Source organism: Brachybacterium muris, from assembly GCF_016907455.1.
Lineage (GTDB): Bacteria > Actinomycetota > Actinomycetes > Actinomycetales > Dermabacteraceae > Brachybacterium > Brachybacterium muris.
In genome coordinates this window covers 966,740-991,744 of record NZ_JAFBCB010000001.1, presented here as the reverse complement: position 1 = coordinate 991,744, position 25,005 = coordinate 966,740, and the positions used below count along the sequence as shown (strand labels likewise).

20 protein-coding genes are annotated in these 25,005 nt (G+C 71.4%); 10 read left to right on the top strand and 10 right to left on the bottom strand.

Annotated features, from left to right (window positions below):
• Positions 1–58: 58 nt before the first annotated feature.
• The 4 genes from JOD52_RS04550 (at position 59) to JOD52_RS04535 (ending at position 5,667) form a co-directional block, all read left to right on the top strand.
• Positions 59–1,579 (top strand): HNH endonuclease signature motif containing protein, encoded by a 1,521-nt coding sequence (locus JOD52_RS04550; RefSeq protein ID WP_204408903.1) that lies wholly within the window; start codon positions 59–61, stop codon positions 1,577–1,579.
• Between the two features lie 94 nt (positions 1,580–1,673).
• Positions 1,674–4,244, top strand: coding sequence for an aminopeptidase N (gene pepN / locus JOD52_RS04545; RefSeq protein WP_204408902.1), 2,571 nt, complete (start codon positions 1,674–1,676; stop codon positions 4,242–4,244).
• Between the two features lie 59 nt (positions 4,245–4,303).
• A complete protein-coding gene (locus JOD52_RS04540; protein WP_204408901.1) occupies positions 4,304–5,233 on the top strand; it encodes a mechanosensitive ion channel family protein in 930 nt (309 codons plus the stop codon).
• A gap of 11 nt (positions 5,234–5,244) precedes the next feature.
• Positions 5,245–5,667 (top strand): globin, encoded by a 423-nt coding sequence (locus JOD52_RS04535; RefSeq protein WP_204408900.1) that lies wholly within the window; start codon positions 5,245–5,247, stop codon positions 5,665–5,667.
• A gap of 7 nt (positions 5,668–5,674) precedes the next feature.
• Here the strand turns inward: JOD52_RS04535 and JOD52_RS04530 are convergent, their stop codons facing one another.
• Complete coding sequence (locus JOD52_RS04530) at positions 5,675–6,154, bottom strand: acyl-CoA thioesterase (protein WP_017822659.1); 480 nt, start codon at positions 6,152–6,154, stop codon at positions 5,675–5,677.
• A 126-nt stretch (positions 6,155–6,280) separates the two neighbouring features.
• On the opposite strand from JOD52_RS04530, the gene JOD52_RS04525 reads away from it, so the two are divergent.
• On the top strand, positions 6,281–7,210 hold the full coding sequence (locus JOD52_RS04525; protein WP_204408899.1) for an acyl-CoA thioesterase domain-containing protein: 930 nt from the start codon (positions 6,281–6,283) through the stop codon (positions 7,208–7,210).
• A gap of 22 nt (positions 7,211–7,232) precedes the next feature.
• Here the strand turns inward: JOD52_RS04525 and JOD52_RS04520 are convergent, their stop codons facing one another.
• Entirely contained in the window at positions 7,233–8,549 is a 1,317-nt protein-coding gene (locus tag JOD52_RS04520; protein WP_150108298.1) for an ABC transporter substrate-binding protein, read from the bottom strand.
• 32 nt (positions 8,550–8,581) lie between these two features.
• Complete coding sequence (glgP, locus tag JOD52_RS04515; RefSeq protein ID WP_204408898.1) at positions 8,582–11,152, bottom strand: alpha-glucan family phosphorylase; 2,571 nt, start codon at positions 11,150–11,152, stop codon at positions 8,582–8,584.
• A gap of 300 nt (positions 11,153–11,452) precedes the next feature.
• On the opposite strand from glgP, the gene JOD52_RS04510 reads away from it, so the two are divergent.
• On the top strand, positions 11,453–13,099 hold the full coding sequence (locus tag JOD52_RS04510; protein WP_239551791.1) for a hypothetical protein: 1,647 nt from the start codon (positions 11,453–11,455) through the stop codon (positions 13,097–13,099).
• A gap of 115 nt (positions 13,100–13,214) precedes the next feature.
• Here the strand turns inward: JOD52_RS04510 and ettA are convergent, their stop codons facing one another.
• From ettA to JOD52_RS04495, 3 genes are all read right to left on the bottom strand, one after another.
• Positions 13,215–14,897, bottom strand: a complete 1,683-nt coding sequence (gene ettA, locus JOD52_RS04505) for an energy-dependent translational throttle protein EttA (RefSeq protein ID WP_017822663.1) — start codon at positions 14,895–14,897, stop codon at positions 13,215–13,217.
• Between the two features lie 104 nt (positions 14,898–15,001).
• Positions 15,002–15,697: an HAD-IA family hydrolase gene (locus tag JOD52_RS04500; RefSeq protein ID WP_017822664.1), complete on the bottom strand. Its 696-nt coding sequence runs from the start codon at positions 15,695–15,697 to the stop codon at positions 15,002–15,004.
• Between the two features lie 7 nt (positions 15,698–15,704).
• The gene (locus tag JOD52_RS04495) at positions 15,705–16,841 is read right to left on the bottom strand and encodes a PDZ domain-containing protein (RefSeq protein ID WP_204408896.1); all 1,137 of its coding nucleotides are present in this window, start codon (positions 16,839–16,841) and stop codon (positions 15,705–15,707) included.
• A 90-nt stretch (positions 16,842–16,931) separates the two neighbouring features.
• On the opposite strand from JOD52_RS04495, the gene JOD52_RS04490 reads away from it, so the two are divergent.
• Both JOD52_RS04490 and JOD52_RS04485 read left to right on the top strand, forming a co-directional pair.
• On the top strand, positions 16,932–18,473 hold the full coding sequence (locus JOD52_RS04490) for a zinc-dependent metalloprotease (RefSeq protein ID WP_239551790.1): 1,542 nt from the start codon (positions 16,932–16,934) through the stop codon (positions 18,471–18,473).
• Entirely contained in the window at positions 18,470–19,030 is a 561-nt protein-coding gene (locus JOD52_RS04485; protein WP_204408895.1) for an NUDIX hydrolase, read from the top strand. The genes JOD52_RS04490 and JOD52_RS04485 overlap by 4 nt, the downstream gene beginning before the upstream one ends.
• Here the strand turns inward: JOD52_RS04485 and JOD52_RS04480 are convergent.
• Complete coding sequence (locus tag JOD52_RS04480) at positions 19,027–19,602, bottom strand: M48 metallopeptidase family protein (protein WP_204408894.1); 576 nt, start codon at positions 19,600–19,602, stop codon at positions 19,027–19,029. The genes JOD52_RS04485 and JOD52_RS04480 overlap by 4 nt on opposite strands.
• A 495-nt stretch (positions 19,603–20,097) precedes the next feature.
• On the opposite strand from JOD52_RS04480, the gene JOD52_RS04475 reads away from it, so the two are divergent.
• On the top strand, positions 20,098–20,256 hold the full coding sequence (locus tag JOD52_RS04475; RefSeq protein WP_010551122.1) for a DUF5679 domain-containing protein: 159 nt from the start codon (positions 20,098–20,100) through the stop codon (positions 20,254–20,256).
• Between the two features lie 22 nt (positions 20,257–20,278).
• On the opposite strand, the gene JOD52_RS04470 is transcribed toward JOD52_RS04475, so the two are convergent.
• From JOD52_RS04470 to nudC, 3 genes are all read right to left on the bottom strand, one after another.
• Entirely contained in the window at positions 20,279–20,575 is a 297-nt protein-coding gene (locus tag JOD52_RS04470; protein WP_017822669.1) for a WhiB family transcriptional regulator, read from the bottom strand.
• A gap of 311 nt (positions 20,576–20,886) precedes the next feature.
• Entirely contained in the window at positions 20,887–23,037 is a 2,151-nt protein-coding gene (locus JOD52_RS04465; protein ID WP_204408893.1) for an ATP-dependent DNA helicase UvrD2, read from the bottom strand.
• Positions 23,009–23,980 carry an NAD(+) diphosphatase gene (nudC, locus tag JOD52_RS04460; protein ID WP_204408892.1) on the bottom strand — a complete coding sequence of 324 codons (972 nt, stop codon included), beginning with the start codon at positions 23,978–23,980 and terminating at the stop codon, positions 23,009–23,011. Before nudC ends, JOD52_RS04465 begins: the two co-directional genes overlap by 29 nt.
• A 48-nt stretch (positions 23,981–24,028) precedes the next feature.
• Here nudC and JOD52_RS04455 point away from each other — a divergent pair, with 48 nt between their 5' ends.
• A complete protein-coding gene (locus tag JOD52_RS04455) occupies positions 24,029–24,988 on the top strand; it encodes a phosphotransferase (RefSeq protein WP_017822672.1) in 960 nt (319 codons plus the stop codon).
• Positions 24,989–25,005: the final 17 nt, after the last annotated feature.

Sequence of the window (25,005 nt, the reverse complement as noted above, 5' to 3'; positions counted from 1 at the left end):
GACTGGTTCCTCGTGACCTGGCCCGTACAGGGGGCTGGGCGTTTGACGGGGGACGACGATGACTCTCACCACCGACCCGCCCGACACCTATGCGGGCACCAGCACCGGCACCGACAGCCCAGACCGCGCCGCGAGTACCGGCAGCAGCGACCTGCCTGCTGGTCCTCCGCGCCTCGCGCGGGCCGACGCAGAAGCGCTGGGGGATCGGATCCAGCAGCAGGCCGCGTTGATCGCGGAGGCCACCTGCCAGTTCCTGCTGATGCTCGTCGAGTTCGACCAGCGCGGCGGCACCGGCTGGTACGTCGGCCTGAAGTCCACCGCGCACTGGCTGTCCTGGGCCTGCTCCATGTCCCCCGGCACCGCCCGTGAGCACGTCCGCGTTGCCCGCGCCCTGCCCGGGATGCCGCTGACGGTCGCGGCGTTCAGTGAGGGCCGCCTCTCCTATTCGAAGGTGCGGGAGATGACCCGGGTCGCCGACCGCGTCGACGAAGCCACCCTGGTGGATCTCGCGTGTGCGATGACCGCCTCCCAATTGGCCCGCACCCTCTCCAGCTTCCGGGCGATAGATGGGGCCCGGCTGGGCCAGGACGCGATCCGGCAGGCCCGCTGGGTGACCCGTGAGGACGGCATGATCGAGATCCGCGCGATCCTCCCACCCGAGATGGGGGCCGAACTCCTCACCGCCCTGGACCTCGCCCTGGCCCGCGACGGCCACGACGCACCAGGCAGCGACAACCCCGTCAGCACTGAACACCCAGCCGCTGGGGACGCAGAAATTCCGGATCCCGCCGCCCGTGCCGCGGAGGCGACCGTGGCCCCCACCCTGGAGCAGCGGAAGGCCGACGCGCTTGTGCACGTGGCTCGCGGCTACCTCGAGCAGGCTCCCACCGACCGTTCCGGCGAGGACCGGCACCTGGTGATCGTCCAGGTCAGCGCCGATGCCCTCACCCGGAACGTTCCCGCGGGAACGCCGCTGCACCCGGCCACGTCCCCACCCCTCTGCCACGTCGTCGGTCACGACACCCCGCTCGAACCCGCGACCGCTGAGCGCCTGGCCTGCACGGGGAAGATCGCCCTGCAGATCGCCAGCAGCACCGGTGAGGTGCTGCACCTGGGCCGGTCGCGTCGCCTGGCATCCCCTGCGCAGCGTCGGGCCCTCAGGCTGCGGGATCGCACCTGCGCCTTCCCTGGCTGCCACCAGTCCCGTCACCTGGATGCCCACCACGTCACCCCGTGGGCAGACGGTGGCACCACCGACATCGACGGCCTGGCCCTGCTGTGCCGTCGCCATCACGTGATCGTCCACGAAGGCGGCCACCACCTCGCCCCAGTCCCCGCACCGGATCACCCTGCGGCCCCACACCTGCCCCGCTACACCGTGATCGACCAGCACGGCCGGCCCGTCACCGCCCGCTGGCCCGCCATGCCCGAACACATCACCCACACCCCCACCACCCCTGACATGCCCGAACCCACCGGGCACCCCGACCGCATCACCGGCACCACCGGCGGCTACGGCTTCCGCCTCGCCGACTGCGTCGACACCCTCCTGAACGCCACCCTCACCACCGCAGCGTGAGAACGGCGGCTGAGCAGGTCCGCGCCTCAGGCTGCCGCCCCGCTCTCATCGATTCCGAACAGATGTGTCCGCACTCGGTGGCAGGATGGAGGCCATGTCATCCGAGAACCTCACCCGTACCGAGGCGCGCGAACGCGCCGCCTTCCTCGCCACCGACACCTACGACATCCGCCTGGATCTCACCAAGGGACCGGAGACGTTCCTGACCGAGACCACGCTGCGCTTCACCGCGAGCGAGGCACGGGAGACCTTCGTGGACCTGATCGCGAAGCAGGTCCACGAGATCGAGCTCAACGGCGAGCTGCTCCCCGATCCCGCCTCCCGCTTCGACGGTGCCCGCGTGAAGCTGCCGGCCCTGGCCGAGGGTGCGAACACCGTGCGGATCCTGGCCGACGGCATCTACATGAACACCGGTGAGGGCCTGCACCGCTTCGTGGACCCGGTGGACGACGAGGTGTATCTGTACACCCAGTTCGAGGTCTCCGATGCCCGCCGCATGTTCGCCTGCTTCGAGCAGCCCGACCTGAAGGCCACCTTCACCCTCACCGTGACGGCCCCTGCGCACTGGCGGGTCATCTCCATCGCCCCCACCCCCGAGGCCCAGCCGGTCGATGCGAGCGGCAATGCCTCCGACGACTCCGTCGCCACCTGGCGCTTCGAGTCCACCGAGCGGATCTCCACCTACCTGATGGCGCTGATCGCCGGCAACTACCAGGGCGGTGAGGGCAGCTGGCGCACCCGCGACGGCCGCACCATCCCCATGGGCGTGTATGCCCGGGCGTCGCTGGCCGAGCACGTGGACGCGCAGAACGTGATCGACGTGACCGGTGCCGGCATCGACTTCTACGAGGAGTCCTTCGACTGCGACTTCCCCTTCCCCAAGTACGACCAGGTGTTCGTGCCGGAGTACAACATGGGCGCGATGGAGAACCCGGGCGCGGTCACCTACGTGGAGTCCTACGTGTTCCGCTCGGACGTCTCCGACGCGATCCGCGAGCGCCGCGACCTGACGATCCTGCACGAGCTGGCGCACATGTGGTTCGGCGACCTGGTGACCATGCGCTGGTGGGACGACCTGTGGCTGAACGAGTCCTTCGCCGAGTACGCCTCCACCCTCGCCAGCGCCGAGCGCACCCGGTGGACGGATGCCTGGACCACGTTCGCGGTCTCCGAGAAGGCCTGGGCGTACAACCAGGACCAGCTGCCCTCCACCCACCCGATCGTGGCCGACATGGTGGACCTGGAGGCGGTGGAGACCAACTTCGACGGCATCACCTACGCCAAGGGCGCCTCGGTGCTGCGCCAGCTGGTGGCGTACGTGGGGCAGGAGGCGTTCTTCGAGGGCCTGCGCGCCTACTTCCGCAAGCACGCCTGGAAGAACACCGAGCTGAAGGACCTGCTGGTGGAGCTGGAGGCCACCAGTGGTCGTGAGCTGGCCTCCTGGTCACGGCTGTGGCTGCAGACCGCGGGCGTGAACACCCTGCGCCCGGTGCTGGAGCATGACGCCGACGGCACCGTCACCCGCTTCGCGATCGCCCAGGAGGCGCCGGCCGAGCACACCACCCTGCGCCCGCACCGCCTGAAGGTGGGCGGGTTCAGCCTCGAGGGCGGCACCCTGGTGCGCACCCACGAGGTGGAGCTGGACGTGGACGGGCCCCTCACCGAAGTGCCGCAGCTGACCGGCAAGCGCGCTGACCTGTGGCTGCTGAACGACGGCGACCTCACCTTCACCAAGGTGCGCCTGGACGATCGCTCCCTCGAGGTCGCCATGGAGCACCTGCGCGACCTGGACGACGCCCTGGCCCGCACCCTGCTGTGGTCGGCCGCCTGGGACATGGTGCGCGACGGGGAGCTGCCCAGCCGTCGCTTCCAGCAGCTGGTGCTGGCCAACATCGACCGCGAGGAGTCCTCCTCGGTGGTGCGCACCCTGCTCAGCCAGCTGGAGACCGTGTCCGGTCGCTACTCCGCCGAGGCTGACCGCGCCGCCCGCACCGCCGCCGCTGCTGACGCCCTGTGGGAACTGGCCCGCGCGGCCGACGCAGGCTCCGATGCACAGCTGCAGTTCGTCGAGGCATTCTCCCGGCTCGCCTCCACCGATCAGCACCGCGAGATCCTCGTGGGTCTTCTGGACGGCTCCACCACGCTCGAGGGTCGCGCCATCGACACCGACCTGCGCTGGAAGCTGGTGATCGCACTGTCGGCCCTGGGCGGGATCGACGAGGCCGGCATCGACCAGGTGCTGGCGAAGGACGACACCCAGTCCGGTCGCAAGAGCGCCATGACCGCGCGGGCCGCCCGACCCACCGCTGAGGCGAAGTCCGAGGCGTGGCGGCGCACCGTGGAGCAGGACGAGCTGCCCAACGAGTCCCTCACCGCGGTGGTGCAGGGCTTCAACCGGGCGACGGACCCGGCACTGATCGCCCCCTACGAGGATCGTTACTTCGCGATGCTCACCAAGGTGTGGGAGGGCCGTTCCAACGAGATCGCGAACCGTCTGGTGCAGGGCTACTTCCCGGCATCGTTCGGCGGCCGCTCGGTGCTGGATGCGGCGGACTGCTGGCTGGCCGACCACGAGGAGGCGGCCTTCGGTCTGCGCCGCGTGGTGGTGGAGGGTCGTGACACGGTGGCTCGCGCCCAGCGGGTGCGCGAGGCCGACAAGGGCTGACCCGACAAGGGCCGGACCGGTGACCGATCCGTTCAGGCCCCGGCGTTATCGTCGGGGCCATGGATCTGTTCGCGTCACCTCCCGCCGACGAGGCACTGGACCTCACCGATCGCATGTGGCAATGGACGATCACCAGCGGTCTGCGCATCGTGGTGATCCTGCTTGCCGCCGCCCTGATCAGTGCCGTGGCCAGTTGGCTGCTGCGCCGCTTCTTCCGCACCATGATCGAGAGCTCCTCGAAGCTCACCAATGTGGCGGGGGTGGTGGTCAAGCGGGACCGTCGTGCAATGAACGCCGCTCAGGCCCGTCGGGCGCAGCGCGCCGAGACCCTCTCCAATGTGGCTAGGAACGTCGCCTCGATGGTGATCTGGGCGGTGGCGCTGGTGATGGTGCTCTCGGAGGTCGGGGTGAACGTGGCCCCGGTGATCGCCTCCCTCGGTGTGCTGGGCCTGGCCGCCGGCATCGGCGCGCAGACCATCATCAAGGACGTGGTCGCGGGCGTGGTGATGCTGTTCGAGGACATCATCGCCGTCGGTGACGTGGTGGACCTCGAGTACGCCACCGGCACCGTGGAGGAGATCAACCTGCGGGTCACCCAGGTGCGCTCCATAGATGGTGTTCTGTGGACGGTGCGCAACGGCGAGATCATCCGCATCGGCAACATGTCCCGCGGCTTCGCCAACGCCGTGGTGATGCTGGACCTGGACCCTGCCTCCGACAACGCTCTGGTGACCGAGGTGCTGGAGAAGGTCACCGCCGAGCTCACCACCGACCCGGAGTGGGTGGACGTGATCCAGGGCGACGCCACCATCAGCGGCATCCTGGGGGTGGACGGCTCCCGGGTGCAGCGCCGCGTGCTGGTGCAGGTGGCCCCCGGTGAGCAGTGGGGCGTGGAGCAGGAGCTGCGCCGCCGCATCACCGCGGCCTTCCGCGAGGCCGGCGTGACCTTCGCCCTGCCCCGCTTCATCGACGCCGCCCAGCAGGGCTGAGAGAGGACACCATGACCAACTTCTACGACGAGATGGGCGGCGAGGACACCTTCGTGCGCCTGGTGGACAGGTTCTACGACGGCGTCGCGGAGGACCCGCTGCTGCGACCGATGTACCCGGAGCAGGACCTCACCGGCGCCAAGGACCGGCTGCGGATGTTCCTGGTGCAGTACTGGGGCGGCCCGAAGGACTACGGCGCCACCCGCGGCCACCCCCGGCTGCGGATCCGGCACGCCCCGTTCCCCGTCTCCCCCGCCGCGCGCGACGCGTGGCTGCGCCACATGCGCGATGCGGTGGACTCCCTGGGCCTGTCACCACTGCACGAGCAGACCCTGTGGGACTACCTGGACCGCGCGGCGCAGTCGCTGGTGAACACGGTGGACGGCGGGCAGGCACCGATGGCCGGGCAGGCCGTGCCGGGCCACCTGGACTGAGCGGGTCTCAGCGGAAGCTGAGCGGCTCACCCGTGTACTGCCCCAAGCGGGCGCGGGCCTCGTCGTCCAGCCGCACCGGGGTGCCCGTGGCCGCGTCGATCAGCACGACCACGGTGCGGGCCCGGGTGACGGGCTGCTCGCCGGACGGGTCGTCCTTGGTGAGCACCAAATAGTCCACGTCCATGCTGGCCCCGCCCAGGCGGGAGATCCACAGCCGCACGGTGACGCCCTCGCGGCGATGGCCGAGGCTCCTCGCGTACTCGATGCGCTGGGAGGCGATCACGGTGCTGACCTGCGCCCCCACGCCCGCGGCTCCGAGACCTGCGGGCGAGGGGGACGCGCCCAGCGCGATCTCCTCGTCGGAGGGCTGCCAGAACGCGGCGATGCGCGCCTCCTCCAGCAGCCGCACCATGGCGGCGTTGTTCACGTGTCCGTAGGCGTCCAGGTCCGTCCACCGCACGGGGACGGTGATGTCGAGATGCGTCATGCTCAGATTGTCTCAGCCCCGGCTGGGTCACACGCGTGTGCCGGTCACGGCCGAGCCCGGCCCGCGTAGCATGAACAGGTCCCCGGACGCCCCACTGTCCCTCCGCCTCGCTGTTCAGGAGCCCCCGTGACCGACCCCGACCTCTCCCCGGCCGACGCGCTGGTGGCCCTGCTGGACCTTCGCGAGGTGGCCCTGGACCCGGCGGTGGCGACGGACGCCACGGTGGCCTCCTTCGAGGGGGACTCCTCCCCGCAGCCCGGCGGCCACGTGTTCGGTGGGCAGGTGATGGGTCAGGCCGTGGCGGCGGTGGGTCGCACCGTGCCGGAGGGCCGACGCATCCACTCGATGTACTCGTACTTCCTGGTACCGGGGGACCCGGTCCATCCGATCCGCTTCCACGTGGACGCGCTGCGCGACGGCGGTTCGTTCTCCGTACGCCGGGTGCTGGCCACCCAGCCCGCACGCGGCGAGGGTGAGGGCGAGGGCGAGGGCCGCACGATCCTGGCGATGACCGCCTCGTTCCAGGAGCAGCAGGAGGGGCTCGAGCACCAGGAGCGCGCCCCCGAGGCCCCGGGCCCGGAGGACCTCCCCACCACCGCGCAGGTGCTGGCCGGGATCGACCACCCGGTGGCGACGTACTGGTCCACCCAGCGGCCGATCGACATCCGCCACGTCACCGACCCGATCTACCTGGGGCCCGACGCCGCCGGCACGGAGACCCAGATGGTGTGGATGCGCACCCTGGCGCCGATCGACGCCACGCCCCTGATGCACGACGCGGTCCTGGCCTTCGCCAGCGACTACACGCCGTTCGAGCCGATCCTGCGCCGGCAGGGCCTGAGCTGGATGACGCCGGGCCTGCGCCTGGCCACGATCAACCATGCGATCTGGTGGCACCGCCATGTGCGGGCCGACGAGTGGCTGCTGTACGTGCAGCGCTCCCCCTCCGCCTCCGGTGGCCGCGGCCTCACGCAGGGGCAGCTGTTCGACCGGGCCGGTGACCTGGTCGCCACAGTCACCCAGGAGGGCATGATCCGCGTCAAGCAGCGAGGCTGACCCCGGGCGGTCCCCGTCCGGATCAGCCCCGGGCCTTGTCGGCGGCCTGCTGGGCGCGGCTCATCGCCTCGTTGACGTCGGCCTCCCCACGGAAGACCTCGCCGATGATCGGCAGGGCCGCGGCGGTGCCCTCGGCGCTGCGCAGCCCGTGCTCGGGTCGGGCCGGGTTCTCCGGGGCGCCTCCGATCGCGGTGGTGTCCACCCCGGCGCTCCCCCAGGCCTGGTCCCAGGCGCCGCGCAGGTCGCGGTGGCCGGGGATGCCCAGCCGCGCCTCGGCCAGGGGACGCTGTGCGTCGATCCCGCCCAGCCAGGAGAGCAGTTCGGCGATCTCCTTCGTGCGCTCCTCGCTCGTGGTCGCTCGACCCACGGCGGCGATCGCGTGCACCAGGGGGCGGGTGCCCTCGGGACCTGCCACCACGGGGTGCAGGGACCAGGGGAACGCCTCGCCCACGCCCTCGGTGATGGCTCTCAGGTCGTAGGTACCGGTCTGCAGCAGGCCCAGCTGTCCCTTGGTGAACAGGTCGCGGCACAGTCGCGGCTGGCCGGTGGTCTCGACCCCGGGCGGTGCCAGGTGCGCTGCGGCCATGCCGGCGAGGTAGCGCACGGCGGCCACCCCGGCCTCGGAGGCGAAGGTGAAGGCGCCCTGCTCGTCCTGCCAGGCACCGCCGGCGCCCGCGATGAACGGACCCAGCACGGCGGTGCGGTCGGGATGGGCGCTGAACCCGGTCACCCGGCGCACGGCCGGATCGAAGCCCTCCTCGCCCGCGCGGCGTCCCTCCCCGTCGACCGTGAGGGCCAGGGCCAGGTCGCGCAGGGGGTCGCTCTCGGCCCACAGGTCCACCCGCAGGGCCGACGGGTCACCGCCCACCTCGTCCACCAGCTGCCGGTTCGCCACCAGCACCGACTGCTCCCACAGCTGGGGGACGCCCCACAGCCCGTCCTGGCGGCGGTAGAGGTCCGAAGCGACCGGTTCCCACTGGGCGGCGAGATCACCGACGCCCGCACCCACCTCCACCAGGTGGTCGCCGTCGCGGTACTGGTCCAGATGGGCGGTGTTCATCCAGAACACGTCCGGCAAGGAGCCCTCGGCGGCATCCAGCGGCAGCTGGGTCCAGTAGTTCTCCCACGCCATCGCCTGGACCTCGACGGCGATCCCGGTGGCGTCGGTGAAGGCGACCAGGGCCTTCTCGTACAGCCCGGCGGCCTGCTCGTTCCACACCCGCAGGCGCAGTCCGTCGGCGGGGTCGGACTCCTGGCCACCGCGGGAGCATGCGGGAAGGACCCCGATCCCGGCCAGTCCCGTCGCAGCGGTGAGCATGAGCTGACGACGAGTGGGCACGGGGGCGGGGTCCTTCCGTAGGGGTGCTGGGCTCAGGCGGTGGTGACCAGCCCGAGCTCGGCGCGGGATGCGAGCACCGGGTGCTGCGGGGTGACCCGCACGGTGTACCCGACGGTACCGGGGTTGGCCAGGGCGAAGCGAGCCACCCAGCGTCCGTCCTCGGCGCGGTGCAGGGGGATCAGCTGACCGTCGGTGATCTCACCGTCGGCGTCCACCGGACCGATCACGGCCTCCACCAGCACGTCCGCATCACGGAGCCCGGCCTGCTGGACGTCCGCGGACAGTGTGACCTCGGCGCCGGAGGGCACCGTGTCGCCGCGCGCGCCGTCCAGGCGCACGTCGGTCACGGAGACCTTCGGCCACACCTCGGAGACCTGGGTCTTCCAGGAGGTGAACTCGCCGGCCAGGGCCGGATCGGCGCTGAATGCACCGGCGGCACGGGCGGCCGGCAGGTACAGGTCGGTCACGTAGTCGCGCACCATGCGGGCGGCGACGATCTGCGGGCCCACCTTCACCAGCGAGGAGCGCACCTTGGTCATCCAGCCGCGCTGCAGACCACGGGCGTCGCGCTCGTAGAACAGCGGGACGATGCTGTTCTCGAGGATCTCGTAGAGCGCCTCGGCCTCCGTGCGGTCCCGCTCGGCCAGGTCATCGACCTGGGCGGTGGGGATGGTCCACCCGAACTCGTCGTCCTTCATCTCGTCCCACCAGCCGTCGGAGATGGAGAAGGTGAGCCCACCGTTCAGGACGGCCTTCATGCCGGAGGTGCCGGAGGCCTCCTCGGGGCGGATCGGGTTGTTCAGCCACACGTCGGAGCCGGCGATCAGCACCTCGGCCATGCGGATGTCGTAGTCCGGCAGGAACGCGATGCGGTGACGCACCCCGTGCTGGTCGGCGAACCGGACCATCTGCTGCAGGAACTCCTTGCCGGGGAGGTCGGCGGGGTGGGACTTGCCGGCGATCACGATCTGGACGGGACGGTCCGGATCCAGCAGGATCCGCTTGAGGCGCTCGGGGTCCTGCAGCATCAGGGTGAGGCGCTTGTAGGTGGAGACACGGCGGGCGAAGCCGATGGTCAGCACCTCGGGATCCAGGATGTGATCGGTCCAGGCCAGCTCGGCCTCGTCCGCGCCGCGGCGCAGCCAGGACTCCTTCACGTGGGCACGGGCCATGGTCACCAGGTCAGCGCGCAGGGCGGCGCGGGCCTCGCCCAGGTCGTGGTCGGTGAGGGAGGCCAGGGCGCTCCAGTCGCTCATGGAGGAGATGTCCACGTCGCCCATGGCCTTCTTGTACAGGTCGTCCATGGCGTCGGAGGTCCAGGTGCGGCGGTGCACACCGTTGGTGACCGAGCCGATCGGCACCTCGGGCACGTCGAAGCCGGGGTACAGCTCCTGGAACATGCCGCGGGAGACGGCGCCGTGCAGCTTGGCCACGCCGTTGGAGCGCTGGGCGATGCGGAAGCCCAGGTGCGCCATGTTGAAGATGTCGGTGCCGTTCTCGATGCCGAGGGCCAGGGCGGCCTCCACCGGCAGCGAGGGGATCAGGCGTGAGGTGCCGGAGGCATCGGCGTCCAGGTACTGGCGCAGCTGCTCGGCGCCGAAGCGGTCGATGCCGGCGGGCACGGGGGTGTGGGTGGTGAACACGGTGCCGGCGCGCACCTCGGCGACGGCCTCGGCGAAGGAGGCGCCGCGGGCCATCAGCTGGCCCACGCGCTCCAGGCCGGAGAAGCCGGCGTGGCCCTCGTTGAGGTGGAACACCTGGGGGGCGGGGAAGCTGGTGGCCTCGCTGTAGGCCGCAACGGCGCGCACGCCGCCGATGCCCAGCACGATCTCCTGGAGGATGCGGTGCTCGTGGTCGCCGCCGTAGAGGCGGTCGGTGATCTCGCGGGCATCGGCGTCGTTGACCTCGAGGTCGGTGTCCAGCAGCAGCAGGGGGATCCGTCCCACCTGCGCGCACCAGATGGCGACGGCGACCTCGCGCTGCCCGGGCAGGGTGAGGGAGACGGTGAGCTGCTCGCCGTCGGCGCCGAGGACGGGCTCCACGGGGAGCTTCTCGGTGTCGTTGTGCTTGTAGTTCTCCTGCTGCCAGCCCTCGCGGTCCAGTGACTGGGAGAAGTAGCCCCACTGGTACAGCAGGCCGATCGCGACCAGCGGCACGCCGAGGTCCGAGGCGGACTTCAGGTGGTCGCCGGCCAGGATGCCCAGGCCGCCGGAGTAGATGGGGAGGGTGGGCGAGATGCCGAACTCCATGGAGAAGTAGGCGATCGCGGGGGTGCTGGCGACACCTGCGGTGCCGGTGTCGGGCACGGTGCGCTGGAACCAGCGGTCGGAGTCGAGGTAGGTGTGCAGATCGCCCACCTCCGCGCGCATCCGCGCGAGGAAGGACTCGTCGCGGGCGGCCTCGGCGAGGCGGCCGGCGGAGACCAGCGGGAGCATGGCGATGGGGTTCTGGCCGCTGTCCGCGAAGGCCTTCGCGTCCAGCAGCTTGAAGAGCTCCACGGTCTGGCGACGCCAGGTCCAGCGGAGGTTGTAGGCGAGCTCGCGCAGCGGCTCGAGCGCAGCGGGGAGGTCGGAGGCGACCGTGATGGTGGAGATGGACTTCATGGCTCCACCGTACCTGAGGACCATCGGGACTCTTGCACCGTGTTTGCAAGATTCTTCGAACCGTCATCGTGGCGTTGCTCATCTGTGGCCTGCATCGTTTCTCAGTCCTGCAGGGGAGCGCCACCTCAGCCATCAGCACCGTCAGCGCATTTCTCGCAAGTTCTTGCAGGTGATGCGAGCACCCCGCCGTACAACGGCCTCCTCGATCATGTGCACAATGGGACGCACCCGTGACGGGGGACTCGACAACGGGGTACGGACGGCAGAGGGACGAGCCAGCATGGAGGCCCAAGGATGGGGATGGACGGCGTGACCGGGGAGATGCCGGCGATCCCGGAGGACACCCTGGATCTCGGCGACCGTCTCGACCCTGTGCGGACCCTGCTGCGACGTGCCTCCATGGGTGACAGCAGCGCCGCCGGTGCTCTGCTGGACGTGATGGGCCCTCGTATCCATGGTCTGGCGGTCCATGTGACCGGCTCCTCCGCCAAGGCCGGCAAGCTCACGGTGGCGGTGCTGCGGTCCTGCCTGCGCGATGCCGCTCAGCTCGCCGCCAGCGGCCTGCCCGGGGAGGCCGCGGTGCTGGATCGGGCCCGGCGGGCTGCCGTGGCCACCGAGCCCAGCGGGGACGTGCGCTCCCTGGTGGCGCCGGACGCGGTGAGCGACCGCACCCGTGATCGCCGTGAAGTGGCGGTGATGCGCGCACTGCTGGACCTGCCGCCGATCGAGCGCGCCCTGGTGGAGTCGGCTGCCCAGGGCCGTTTCCCCTACACCGGGGCGCACAGGGCACAGGCGGCCGCGGTGCTGGCCCGGCTGCTGGACGAGCTGGTGCCGTTCGGTGATTCCGGGACCCCCGAGGGCACTGCCCAGGAGGTCCGGGCGCTGGCAGCCCTGGACGCGCTGGCGCTGGCCGACGACGCAGAGCGCGACCGCCTCCGTGTCCTCACCGCGAACTCCGAGGGTGCGGGGGTGCATCGTCACGCGATCGAGGCTGCCGGCCGACTGGCGCTGCTCACCGCCGTCCCACCCTCGCGGGACCTGCGAGTGGCTGTGCTGGAGGGGTTCGGCAGTGCTCCCGTGCAGGTGCGCCCCACCCAGCGGCCACCCCAGCCGCGCCAGGCGGGCCCCGGCCCAGGAGGTCCGGCTCCGGTCGACACCGCCACGCAGGCCCCCCATGCGGCAGCGCCTGAGACCGCGTATCACGGCACCTATGCCACGCCCGTGCTCGGCACCGACTCCCAGCGCCGCCTGGTCGGTGCTCCCGCCGTGGCCGGGATGGTGCAGGCCGACGCCTCAGGACCTGGCGGGCAGCCGTTGTCCGTCCCCGCTCCCCCGCCCTCTGCGGCCGGCCACCCCGGGGCCACCGATCCCGTCCCCGCTTTCGCCTTCTCGCGTCACGACGAGGCGGGCCTGTCCCGCCGCCGTCGCAAGCAGCTGCGGGCCCAGCAGCGTGCCGCGGCGACGGGGACGCGCAGCCCGCGGGTCGCTCGCGCGCTCGGGGCGCTGGCCGTGCTGTCGCTGCTGGGAGCCCTGGTCGCGGGCGGGCTGTGGCTCGATGCCCGCGGTGACCTCGCCGATTCGCGTTCCTTCGCGGCCACCTGGTCGGAGATGAGCGTGCAGGAGGATGCGCGCCTGGTGCCCGGGTTGAGCGACAACGGCACCTGGCGGGCCGTGCTCACAGCTGACCGCACAGCGCTGTGGGCCGAGGGGGTCGCCGCCTATGAGGACGACGGCCAGGACGAGGTGCTGCAGCTGTGGGGCGAGCGCGATGGAGCGCCGGTGGACCTCGGGGTGCTGGAGCTCTCACGGCAGGGCACCGTCGAGGTCGTGGTGGACGAGGGCGTGGACCGGGTGTGGGTCACCCGGGAGCACGCCCCGCAGAACCGCTCCGGCACTCCCTCCGAGCGGATCGTGGCGAACCTGGACCCGGACCTCTCCGGCACCTGAGGCGCCCGCGTCCTGACCCGAGCAGCCGGGCGGTGGATGCAACAGCGGCCCCGCCCCGAAGATCGGGGCGGGGCCTCTGTGCGGGTGGCGCGCGGTGCGGCGCTCCGGGCGTTCGTCAGTCGCGGGTGAGGCGACGGTAGGTGACGCGATGAGGGCGTGCGGCCTCCTCGCCCAGGCGGGCCACCTTGTTGGCCTGGTAGGACTCGAAGTTGCCCTCGAACCAGTACCAGTTCGCGGGGTCCTCCTCGGTGCCCTCGTAGGCCAGGATGTGGGTGGCCACGCGGTCCAGGAACCAGCGGTCGTGGGAGACCACCACGGCGCAGCCGGGGAACTCCAGCAGCGCGTTCTCCAGTGAGCCCAGGGTCTGCACGTCCAGGTCGTTGGTGGGCTCGTCCAGCAGCAGCAGGTTGCCGCCCTGCTTGAGGGTGAGGGCCAGGTTCAGGCGGTTGCGCTCACCACCGGAGAGCACCCCGGCCTTCTTCTGCTGGTCCGGGCCCTTGAAGCCGAACTGGGAGACATAGGCCCGCGAGGGGATCTCCACCTTGCCCACCTGGATGAAGTCCAGGCCGTCGGAGACCACTTCCCACAGGGTCTTCTCGGGGTCGATGTTCTCGCGGCCCTGGTCCACGTAGCTGATCTTCACGGACTGGCCGATCTTCAGCTCACCGCCGTCGAGCTCCTCGAGCCCCACGATGGTCTTGAACAGGGTGGTCTTGCCGACGCCGTTGGGGCCGATGACACCGACGATGCCGTTGGGCGGCAGGGAGAAGGACAGACCGTCGATCAGGAGGCGGTCGCCGAAGCCCTTCTTCAGGTTCTTGGCGTCGATCACCTGGGAGCCCAGGCGCGGGCCCGGCGGGATGGTGATCTCCTCGAAGTCGAGCTTGCGGGTCTTCTCGGCCTCCGCGGCCATCTCCTCGTAGCGGGCCAGGCGCGCGCGGGACTTGGTCTGGCGGCCCTTGGCGTTGGAGCGCACCCACTCCAGCTCATCCTTGAGGCGCTTGGCGAGCTTGGCGTCCTTCTTGCCCTGGACGCTGAGCCGCTCCTCCTTCTTCTGGAGGTAGGTGGAGTAGTTGCCCTCGTAGGGGTACAGATGACCGCGGTCCACCTCGGCGATCCACTGGGCCACGTGGTCCAGGAAGTACCGGTCGTGGGTGACGGCGATGACGGCGCCCTCGTACTGCTGCAGGTGCTGCTCCAGCCACAGCACGCTCTCGGCGTCGAGGTGGTTGGTGGGCTCGTCCAGCAGCAGCAGGTCCGGCTTCTGCAGCAGCAGCTTGCACAGGGCCACGCGGCGGCGCTCACCACCGGAGAGGTGGGTGACGGGCTCCTCCCCGGGCGGGCAGCGCAGCGCGTCCATCGCCTGCTCCAGCTGGGAGTCGAGGTCCCAGCCGTTGGCGTTGTCGATCTCGGTCTGGAGCTTGCCCATCTCCTCCATCAGCGCGTCGAAGTCGGCATCGGGCTCGGCCATCTCCTCGCCGATGGCGTTGAAGCGCTGCACCTTGCGGTACAGGTCACCCATGCCCTCCTGGACGTTCTCCAGGACGGTCTTGTCCTCGTCCAGTGGCGGCTCCTGCAGCAGGATACCCACGCTGTAGCCGGGGCTGAGGCGGGCCTCGCCGTTGCTGGGCTGATCCAGCCCGGCCATGATCTTCAGGATCGTGGACTTGCCGGCGCCGTTGGGGCCGACCATGCCGATCTTGGCGCCCGGGTAGAAGCTCATGGTGACGTCATCGAGGATGACCTTGTCGCCCACGGCCTTGCGCGCCTTGTACATCGTGTAGATGAACTCTGCCAACTGTGTCTCCTGGTGAATGGTTCGGTTGCGTCCACTGTACGTGGCGGGGCATGCCGGACCGGCAGGTGCACCGGTGCGGCGTGAGGATCACGACCGCCGGGCGATCAGTCCAGCGGGACGCCGCGGGCGGTGAGCACCTCGCGGGCGATGTCGACGCCGTGCCGCTGCTGCCCGTCGACGGGGGTCTCGCCGTTGCGGGGCCACAGGTGGGCGTCGATCCCGAGGGCCCGGGCGGCGTCCACGTTCTCCTGGCGGTCGTCGAAGAAGATCACGGCCGAGGGGATCGACACCCCGCCGGTCTCGTGCGAGAGCACCTGCAGCAGGATCTCGTAGATCTCACGGTCGGGCTTGACGGCCCGCTCCTCGCCGGAGACCACCGCGAAGCTGAACGCCTCGAACCAGTCGGCCTTGCGCACGGCCTCACCGAAGGCGGTCGAGGCGTTGGACAGCAGTGCCATCCGCACGCCGTTGCGGGCCAGGTCGTGGATCAGCTCGCGGGAGCGGGTGTCCAGGCGCAGGAAGTAACGGTTGTCGGCGTCCTGCAGGTCGGTGACCTCCTCGGCGCTCAGCTCCTCGACGGCCACGGAACGGGCCACCCGGCCCCAGTACTCCTCGCGGGAGATCTCGCCGATGTCGTAGGCGTGGCGCTCGGCCCACAGGGCAGTGCCCAGGGCGTCGGCGTCTCCGCCCAGCAGGGCGTGCACGTCCGGCACCGGATCGTGGCCGGCGCTGAGCACCCCACCGAAGTCGAAGACCACGGTGGGGCGGGGCGGGGTGCGGTGTCGCTTCTTGGGGCTCACAGGGGGCTCACTGCTCCTCGCAGGTGGGTAGTCCGTCGGTGCCGCCGGTGGCGGCGATGGTCTCGGTGGCGGTCAGGGCCTCATCGAAGCTGCCCACCGCCACCACCTCCAGGCCCTCGGGCTCGTAGCCGATCACCTGGTCGCAGTTCTCGCGGGGCGCCAGGAAGAACCCGGCATCGGCCTCCCGTGCCCCCACCATCTTCTGGCGGATCCCGCCGATGGGGCCCACGGTGCCGTCGGCGGCGATGGTCCCGGTGCCGGCGATGGCGTGACCGCCGGTGAGAGCGCCCGGGGTGAGCTCGTCGTACACGGACAGGGAGAAGATCATGCCGGCGCTCGGCCCGCCGATGTCGCCCACGGCGATCTTCACATCCATGGGGAACTCGTAGCCGGCTGCCAGCACCACGCCGAGGCGGGAGGTGCCGTCCACGACCTCGGTGGGGACCTGGAGATCCGTCTCCTGGCCGTCGCGGCGCACGGTGATCGGCAGCGTCCCACCGTCCTCGGCGCCCTGGACCAGTGCCTGGTAGCCGGCCACGTCCGTGGCCGTCTGCCCGTCGATCCCCACCAGCACGTCACCGGGCTCCAGGTGCCCCTCGGCGGGTGCACCGGCCTGCACCCCGGCGATCATCACCACGGGCTCGTAGTCGATGTCGAGTTCGTCCAGGGCCACGGCCACCGCGCCCTGCTGGGAGGTGGACATCTGCACGGAGTTGTTCAGGGTGGTCTGCTCGCGGGTCTGGTCCGGCGGGAACATCAGCTCGCGCGGCAGCACGGCGCGGCTGCGGTCGAACCAGGAGACCAGCACGTCCACCGGGGTCACGGTGTACCCGGGGCCGCCGTCGACCGAGACGGTGGTCATCATCAGCGCCCCGTCGGTGGGGTAGGTCTCCACCCCGTCGATGACCACGATCTCCTGCTCTCGGTACTCCCCCAGCACGTTGATCGCGGGGCCCGGCTGCTCGATCACGTAGGGCACGGGCATCAAGGAGCCGCCCACGATCATCAGGCACAGCAGCGCCAGGGACACCAGCGCGGTGACGGGACGGGCGAGCTGGGCGTCCTCGACGGCCCGGGAGGCCAGCCCGTGCAGACCGCGCCCGCGGGCAGGGGTCGGCGCAGGGGTACCGGTGGGATCACTCACCCCGACATTGTGCCCCAGTCACCCCGCCCCCAGGGACGGCTGGGTACGCTGGCCGCCGACCCAGCGCGGACGCAGCCAGCGGAGGTAGCCATGAGCGAGAACCCGATGTCGGGTGGACCCGGCGGTATGGACGAGGAGGCCCTCAAGCGCTTCCTGCAGGAGGCCTTCGGGGGTGCGATCCCCGAGGAGGCCCTGGAGGGGCTGGACCTGTCGGCCCTGGCGCAGCAGGCGAACCTGCCGCAGGACCCGGCGCAGCTGCGGGCCGCGGCGGCGCAGATGCAGCACATGTTCTCCGGTCAGGGCGAGGGGTCGGTGAACTGGACCCTTGCCGAGGACGTGGCGCGCCGCACCGCCGCCGGTCAGGCACAGCTGCCCGGTGCCCCCGCCCCCTCGGGCACGCCGGGCGATCCGAGTCCCACCGACGCACAGACCGCTCAGCTGCGCGAGGCCGCGCAAGTGGCACGGCTGTGGCTGGACCCTGTGCTGGCCATCGACGTGGCCACCCAGGAGCTGGGCGTGCTCAGCCGCGGCACGTGGCTGTACCGGACCCTGCCGCGCTGGAAGTCCACCGTGGAGCCGGTGGCCAAGTACATGGCCGGCGCGATCGGTGAGGCGATCGCCGCGCAGCTGGGACAGATGGGTGAGAGCCCGATGCCGATCCCCGGGGACCCTGCCGCGATGATGGAGCGCTTCGGCGGCACCATGTTCGGGGTGCAGTTCGGACACGCGATCGGCTCCCTGGCCCGCGAGGTGTCCGGGACCACCGACCTGTCGCTGCCGCTGGGACCCGACGGTGCACCTGCACTGGTGGCAGCCAATGTGGAGGACCTGATCTCCTCCCAGCAGCTGGATGCGCCCGCGGCCCGGATCTTCCTGGCCGCCCGCGAGATCGCCCACGCGGCCCTGTTCGCGGCTCACCCCTGGCTGGGCAAGGCCCTGTTCTCGGCGATCGAGGACTACGCCCGCGGTATCACCCTGGACCTGGACGCCCTGGACGAGATGGTGCGGGGGCTGGACCTCTCCGATCCTGAGGCGCTGCAGGCCCGCCGCCCCGAGGACATGTTCGTGTTCACCCGGCGCGCGGCCCAGGAGCGGGCCCTGGAGGAGCTGGCCACCACGCTGGCCCTGGTGGAGGCGTGGGTGGACCACGTGACCACCAAGGCCCTGGAGGGCAAGCTGCCGCAGCTGGAGGCGATGCGGGAGGTGCTGCGCCGGCGCCGCGCCACCGGCAGCCCGGCCGAGGAGATGCTGGCCCGCACCGTGGGCATCGAGCTACGGCCCCGGCGGGTGCGGGAGGCCCTGGCCTGGTGGGACAGCGTGCTGGCCACCGAGGGCAAGGCCGGTCGCGAGGCGAAGTGGGAGCACCCCGATCTGCTGCCCAGCGCCGAGGTGCTCTCCGGCCGTCCCCAGGCCCCGCGACCCGAGGCCGGGGACGACGAGTCCCTGCCGGAGGTGGAGATCCCCACCGACTTCGATGCGGAGCTTCAGAAGCTGCTGGCCGGTGAGGGCCAGGAGGACGCGCCCCGTGAGGACGGACAGGGCGGGCTGCGCGACGGCGACGGCGACGGCGACGGCGACGGCGACGGCGACGGCGACGGCGAGGATGACGACCCCGGGGACCGCCCCGCATGAGCGTCCCGCCCGAGCCGGCCCTGGCACAGCTGCGGGCCGCGCACAACGGCGCCACCGGCGAGCAGATCGCCCGCGAGTTCGAGGACCTGCTGCAGCAGGACCCGCGGGCGCTGTACCGCGACGGCGGCCCCGTGCACCTGACCGCGAGCGCGATCGTGGTTGACGCCCCGGGCGAGCACGTGGCCCTGGTGTGGCACCGCAAGGGACAGTTCTGGGTGCAGCCCGGCGGCCACCTCGAGGACGGCGAGATGAGCTTCGAGGCGGCCACCCGCCGTGAAGTGGCCGAGGAGACCGGACTGACGGACCTGGAGCGCGTGGGCGATGGCCCCGCCGTGCTGCACCAACATGACCTTTCGGCGGCCTTCGGATCGTGCCGGGCCCACTGGGACGTGCAGTACCTGCTGCGCGCTCCCCTGCCCGCCGCCCAGGTGCCGCTGCGCCCCAGCGAGGAATCACCCGAGGTGACCTGGGCACCGTTGGATGCCTTGCCCGAGGGCACCGTCGAGGACCTCCCAGGGAACCTGGCGCTGCTGGGCGACTGGATGGCGCGGCTCTAGTCCGCGTCCACCTCACCCTCGGACGAGGGCAGGTCCTGCTCCCAGGCCACGCCCTCGAGGAAGCCGCGGGCCCGCTGCGCCTGCGGGTAGCGGTCCATCAGTGCCTGGAAGTCCGGGCCGTGGCCGGGTACCAGCAGGTGCACCAGTTCGTGCACCAACACCGAGTCCACCACCCAACCGGGCATGCCCTGCAGCCGGGTGGAGAGCCGGATGCTACCCTCGGTGGGCGTGCAGGATCCCCAGCGCCGCTGCTGCCGGGTGGACCACTGCACCGATGTGGGCTGGGCACGGGAATCGAGGTACAGCTCACTGAGCTCTGCCGCGCGGGCCACGAGGTGCGCGTCGCTGCGCCGCGGCCCCATGGCGCGCTGCTCCTTGCGGGCCAGCTGCTCGATCATGCGCCGTACCCACTGGCCCTCCTCGCGGCGGCTCATGGATGCGGGGATCGACACCACCAGGTCGCCGTCGCGGCGGGTGATGGACACGGAGCGGCGCCGGCGGGCGGAGCGGCGCACCAGCACCTGCTCGCCACGGGGGCCGGTGACGCCGGGATGGGGGGTCGGAACGGGCATGCGATCAGCGTCGCACGGATCCGCACCAAGTTTTTGCTCCACATCCTGTGTACAGCATCACCGCTGGTCACAGCCTTAGGCTAGGTGGATACCGAGGTTCCTCCACAGTGCCCCCACCGTCGTGCACCCCCTGTCCACAGAAGTCGGGCACTTGTCCACATCGCATCCCCTGGACCGCTTTGACCCGCGCTGCTCCGAGGGGCTAGGTTTCCCTGAACGTGGAGCCCCGGGATAACTAGCAGGACGCACACGGGGAAGGTGCGCGTGGTGCTGAGCGCCCCCGGGGTTCCACGGCCTGAGAGGCCCTATGAAGGCTGTCCGGGCCCCTGCCGCCGGTGCGGCGCACGCACTTCCTCGGCTCCCCGCGGGAGCCCCCCAGCCCGAAGCGTGCGCCGCCCCGCCCGGCATGAGATCCATTCTCGACTCGTTCCGTCCCAGGCACGGCGCTACAGTGAGCCGACAGGAAGAACCCGACAATAAGAACGAGGAGCCGATATGGCAGACGAGACCTACGCCGGAGAGTTCTACTGCGTGAAGTGCCGCGAGAAGCGCGAGGCCGAGGGGAACGTGGTCGTCTCCAACGGCCGCCGCATGGCCAAGGCCGTGTGCCCCGAGTGCGGCACCAAGCTCAACCGCATCCTCGGCAAGGCCTGATCGCCTACCGAGCCCGCGCCGCTCATGCGGCGCTCTTCCGGGGCCGGCCCCGTCCTCGCTTCACGGCGATGACGTGGCCGGCCTCGAATATTTCGCCGCCCCACACGCCCCAGGGCTCACCGCGCTCGAGGGCGCCCTCCAGGCACGCCTCGCGCAGGGGGCAGGCGGCGCACAGGGCCTTGGCCTGCTCCAGCTCGGCAGGGCGCTCGGCGAAGAACAGGTCGGCGGACTCCGCGTCGTGGCAGGGCAGGGTGGTCGCCGCAGGACCGTGAGGGGGGATGGCCGGCAGCAGGCCGGCAAGGGTGGAAAGAGAAGTCATCGTCTCGCTGCTTCGAAGATCGTCGTGAACGGCCCGTGAGGGCGAAGGGAGGGAGGCGCCGGTGCCGCCCTCACTGCGAGGCGAGAAGCCTCGTCAGCTTAGCGACGACACCGCCGGGGCATAGCCCCGCAGGCGCAGCGGAAAGGGCGCGCGAAGGAGGGCGCTGCCGACCGCTGGAAGATTGCTGACGATCATGGCGACACCTCCTCTCTGTGCGCATGCCCCGGTGTCCCGGACCACGACGTGGACGATTGACAAGTGGAGTCTACATGCCCCCTGCAGATCCACACATCTTTTTTTGACCTGCGGTTTCAGTCCTTCTTCGGGGCCTGGGCGAGGACTTCCAGAACGGCCTGACCGTACTTTTCCAGCTTCGCCGCACCGATGCCCGGGACGGCCAGCAGCTCGCGCTCGGTGCGGGGCATCCGCTCGGCGATCGCTTCGAGGGTGGCGTCGGTGAACACCGTGAAGGCCGGGGCGCTGGCGGCGCGGGCGGTCTCCAGGCGCCAGGCGCGCAGCTGGTCCACCACCTGCTCGCTCGCCGTCGGCGGGCAACCGGCGTGCCTGCCGATGCGCTGCTCACGGGTGCCCACGAGTGCCTCGCCGCACACCCGGCACTCGGTGTACACGGTGGCGCTTCGCCGACCGGTGCGGCGCGGGCTCGCCCCTGCTCCCCCGCCGCGGGTGGTGGGATGGTCCAGCACCCCGTCCAGGAACCGCGAGGGCTTGCGCGAGCCCCGTGCACCCGGGGTACGGGCCGCGGACCAGGTGACGGTGAGCAGGTCGCGGGCCCGGGTGAGGGCCACGTAGAACAGGCGCCGCTCCTCCTCCACCTCGGCCGGGGTCTTGGCCATGGAGATCGGCAGCAGGCCGTCGCTGGCACCCACCACGAACACCACCGGCCACTCCAGGCCCTTGGCGGCGTGAACGGAGGCCAGGGTGACGCCGTCCACCACCGGGGCCGACTGCGCCTCGGCGCGCTCCTCGAGCTCCCGCACCACCTCGACGATCCCGGCACCGGGCCGTGCCAGCACGGTCTCGGCCAGGCCCACCAGGGCGTTCAGTGAGTCCCAGCGGTCCCGCACGGCACCGGTGGTCTCCGGCGGCTCAGGACGCCAGCCCTGCTGGGAGAGTACGTCCCGCACGGCCTGCAGCGGCTCGGCCTCCTCCACCCGGGCTGCGGCGCGCAGCGACACCATCGCCCGACGCACCTCCTGGCGCTCGAAGAACCGTTCCCCGCCGCGCACCAGGTAGCCGATGCCGCGGGCGGTCAGCGCCTGCTCGAAGGCCTCGGACTGGCTGTTGGTGCGGAACAGCACCGCGCAGTCCGCGGCGGAGCGCCCGCTCTCGACCAGCTCGGCGATACGGGCGGCAACGCCCTCGGCCTCGGCCGGGTCGTCCGGGAAGGACTCGATCAGCGGCGGCGGGCCGTCGCCGCGCTGGGCGACCAGGGTGAGGCGGTGCTGACGGGTGCGGCCCTGGGCGCCGTCCAGCACCGTGTTGGCCATCTTCACGATCTGCGGGGTGGAGCGGTAGTTGCGCTCCAGGCGGATGGTGTGGGCCCGCTTGAACTCGCGGGGGAAGTCCAGCAGGTAGGAGGCGCGGGCGCCGGCGAAGGTGTAGATGGTCTGGGCGGCATCTCCCACCACGCAGAGGTCGTCGGAGGTGCCCAGCCACAGCCGCAGCAGGGCGTGCTGGAGGGCGGAGACGTCCTGGTACTCGTCCACCACGAAGTGCTTGTACTGCCCGCGCACCTCGCGGGCCACGTCCGCGCGTTCGCTGAGGAAGCCCACCATGTGCAGCAGCACGTCCTCGAAGTCGATCACCCCGCGCTCCTTCTTGACCTCCTCGTACTGGGTGAGGATGCGGGCGATGGAGCGGGAGTCGAAGCCGGCCACCCCGGGGCGGCGGGCCTTCGCGGCGGCCTCGGGGTAGGTCTCCGGGGTGAGCATGGTGACCCGGGACCACTCCACCTCGGCGACGATGTCGCGCAGTGCCGCACGGTCCACGCTCATGTGCAGGCGACGGCAGGCATCCCCCACGCCGGCGAACTTGTTGGGCATGATCTCGGGCATCGGCCCGCCCACCACGCGCGGCCAGAAATGACGCAGCTGCCGCAGGGCCGCGGAGTGGAAGGTGCGGGCCTGCACCGCGGGCACTCCCAGGTCCCGCAGCCGCGAGCGCATCTCGGCGGCGGCCTTCGAGGTGAAAGTCACCGCGAGCACGTGCCGGGGATTGAGCTGCCCGGTGGCCACCCCGTACGCGATGCGGTGGGTGATGGCGCGGGTCTTGCCGGTGCCGGCACCGGCGAGCACGCACAGGGGCGTGCCGAAGCTGCTGGCCACCTCGCGCTGCTCGGGATCGAGCGCGGCGAGGATGTCCTCGGCGCTCTTGGGGCCGGCGGGCGCAGCGGGCTCTGCGGTCGCAGTGGGGTCAGGGGCGGAGGCGGGCTGGTCGGTCATCGTCCCCCAGTGTGCCAGCGCCCTGTGACGGATCAGCGTCCGTCCCCAACCAGTCGTCGATCAGCGCGCGTCCCAGGGACGAACCGCCCGGCAGCTCGACGGTGCCGGCCTCGACCTCGGCGCGCAGCTCATCGCGGGTGAACCAGCGGGCCTCGGCGATCTCGTCCTCCTGCAGCACCAAGGCCGGGGAGCCGTCGGCCCAGGCCCGGTAGCCCAGCATCAGCGAGCGCGGGAACGGCCAGGGCTGGCTGCCCACGTACTCGACGGCCGTGACCGCCACCCCGACCTCCTCGGCGACCTCCCGCACCACCGCTCCCTCGAGGGTCTCCCCCGGTTCCACGAACCCGGCGAGCACCGAGTGGAAGCGGCCCCGGAAGTGGGCGTTGCGGGCCAGCAGCAGACGGTCCTGGTCATCACGCACCCCCATGATCACGGCGGGGTCGGTGCGGGGGAAGTGCTCACTGCCGTCCTCCCGGCAGCGCAGCACCCAGCCGGCCTGCTCGGCCTCCAGCAGCTGCCCGCACGAGGTGCAGTGGCGCATCGACCGGTGCCAGGAGCCCATGGCCACGGCAGCCAGGGCCAGGTCCGCGTCGGCGGGGACCAGCTGGTCGGCGACGTGGCGCAGGTCGCGCAGGTCCCTGCCGGGGTCGTCCAGCTCCGGGCTGGGCTCGGGGATCTCCACGGCGAGCACCCGCAGTCCGTCCCGGCGGCCCAGGAACACCAGTGGCTGGTGGGTGCCGGCACGGGGGTCCTCCCGCTCGAGCAGCAGGCCCACCGTGCCGTCCTCGGACTCGGTCACCGCAGCAGCACCTGCCCGAGTGACCAGGTAGCGGGCGTCCTCGCCGGCAGCGAGCACCTCGGGCTGCGAGCGCAGCAGGGCATCGCGGTCGGATTCGAGCAGAGTCAGGGGGGTGCGCAGGTGCGGTCCACGAAGTCTCGCCATGCTCGAAGCCTACGGGGAACAGGGAGCCTCTGCGGGTACGGTGGGTCCGTGCATCGCAACTCCTACTCCCTCGCAGCACTCGCCGCGGCCGCGGTCCCCGGGCTGGTGCCCGTGCGCACCGCGCCGATCGCCACCCCGGCGGAGGATCTCGACGTGGCCGGGGTGGTCGGTGAGGACGACCGCCGCGTGGTGGTGTCATCCCCCGCCTCGACCGCCGCCGGTGTGCGCCTGGAGAAGGACCTGCGCGTGGCCGATGCCCTCACCGGCTCGCCGCTGCGTGGCGTGATCCCGCCCGTGCTGGGCTTCGTGAAGCTGCCCGAGGGCGGCCGGGCCGTGATCGCCCAGGCCCCTGCGGGCCACCCCCTGATGCTGGACGAGCTCGCGGGCTCGACGGCCCTGGCCCGCTCCCTGGGCGCGGTGATCGCGCGCATCCACACCGTCCCCCGCTACGCGGCGGAGGCGGCCGGCGTGGAGTCGTTCACGGCGCCTGCGCTGCGGGCCCAGCACTCCGAGCAGCTGCAGCGGGCCCTGTCCACCGACCATCTGCCGGCGGCTGTCGCCCAGCGCTGGGAGCACCTGCTGGCCGACGAGGAGCTGTGGGACTTCACCCCGCAGTTCGTGCACGGTGACATGAGCGAGGAGAACCTGTTCTGCTCCGGGGGGCGCATCAGCGCGGTGCAGGACTGGTCCGCGGCGAAGGTGGCTGATCCTGCCTCCGACCTGGCGTGGCTGATCTCCACCCTGGATCCGGAGCGCTTCGACGAGCTGTACGCCGCTTACCGGGAGGAGCTGCCCACCGCAAGCCATCCGCGGCTGGTGGAGCGGGCGCAGGCCCTCGGCGAGTTCGCGGTGCTGGAGTGGCTGCTGCACGGCCTGGACTCGGGTGACGAGGTGATCGTCTCCGACGCGCGCGGCATGATCGAGGACCTGCACCGCGACCTCGCCCAGCTGGCCCGCGAGGAGGCAGAGCGCACCTACGAGGGCCTGCAGGGCCAGGCGTCCGACTGAACGACCCCGCCCAGGCC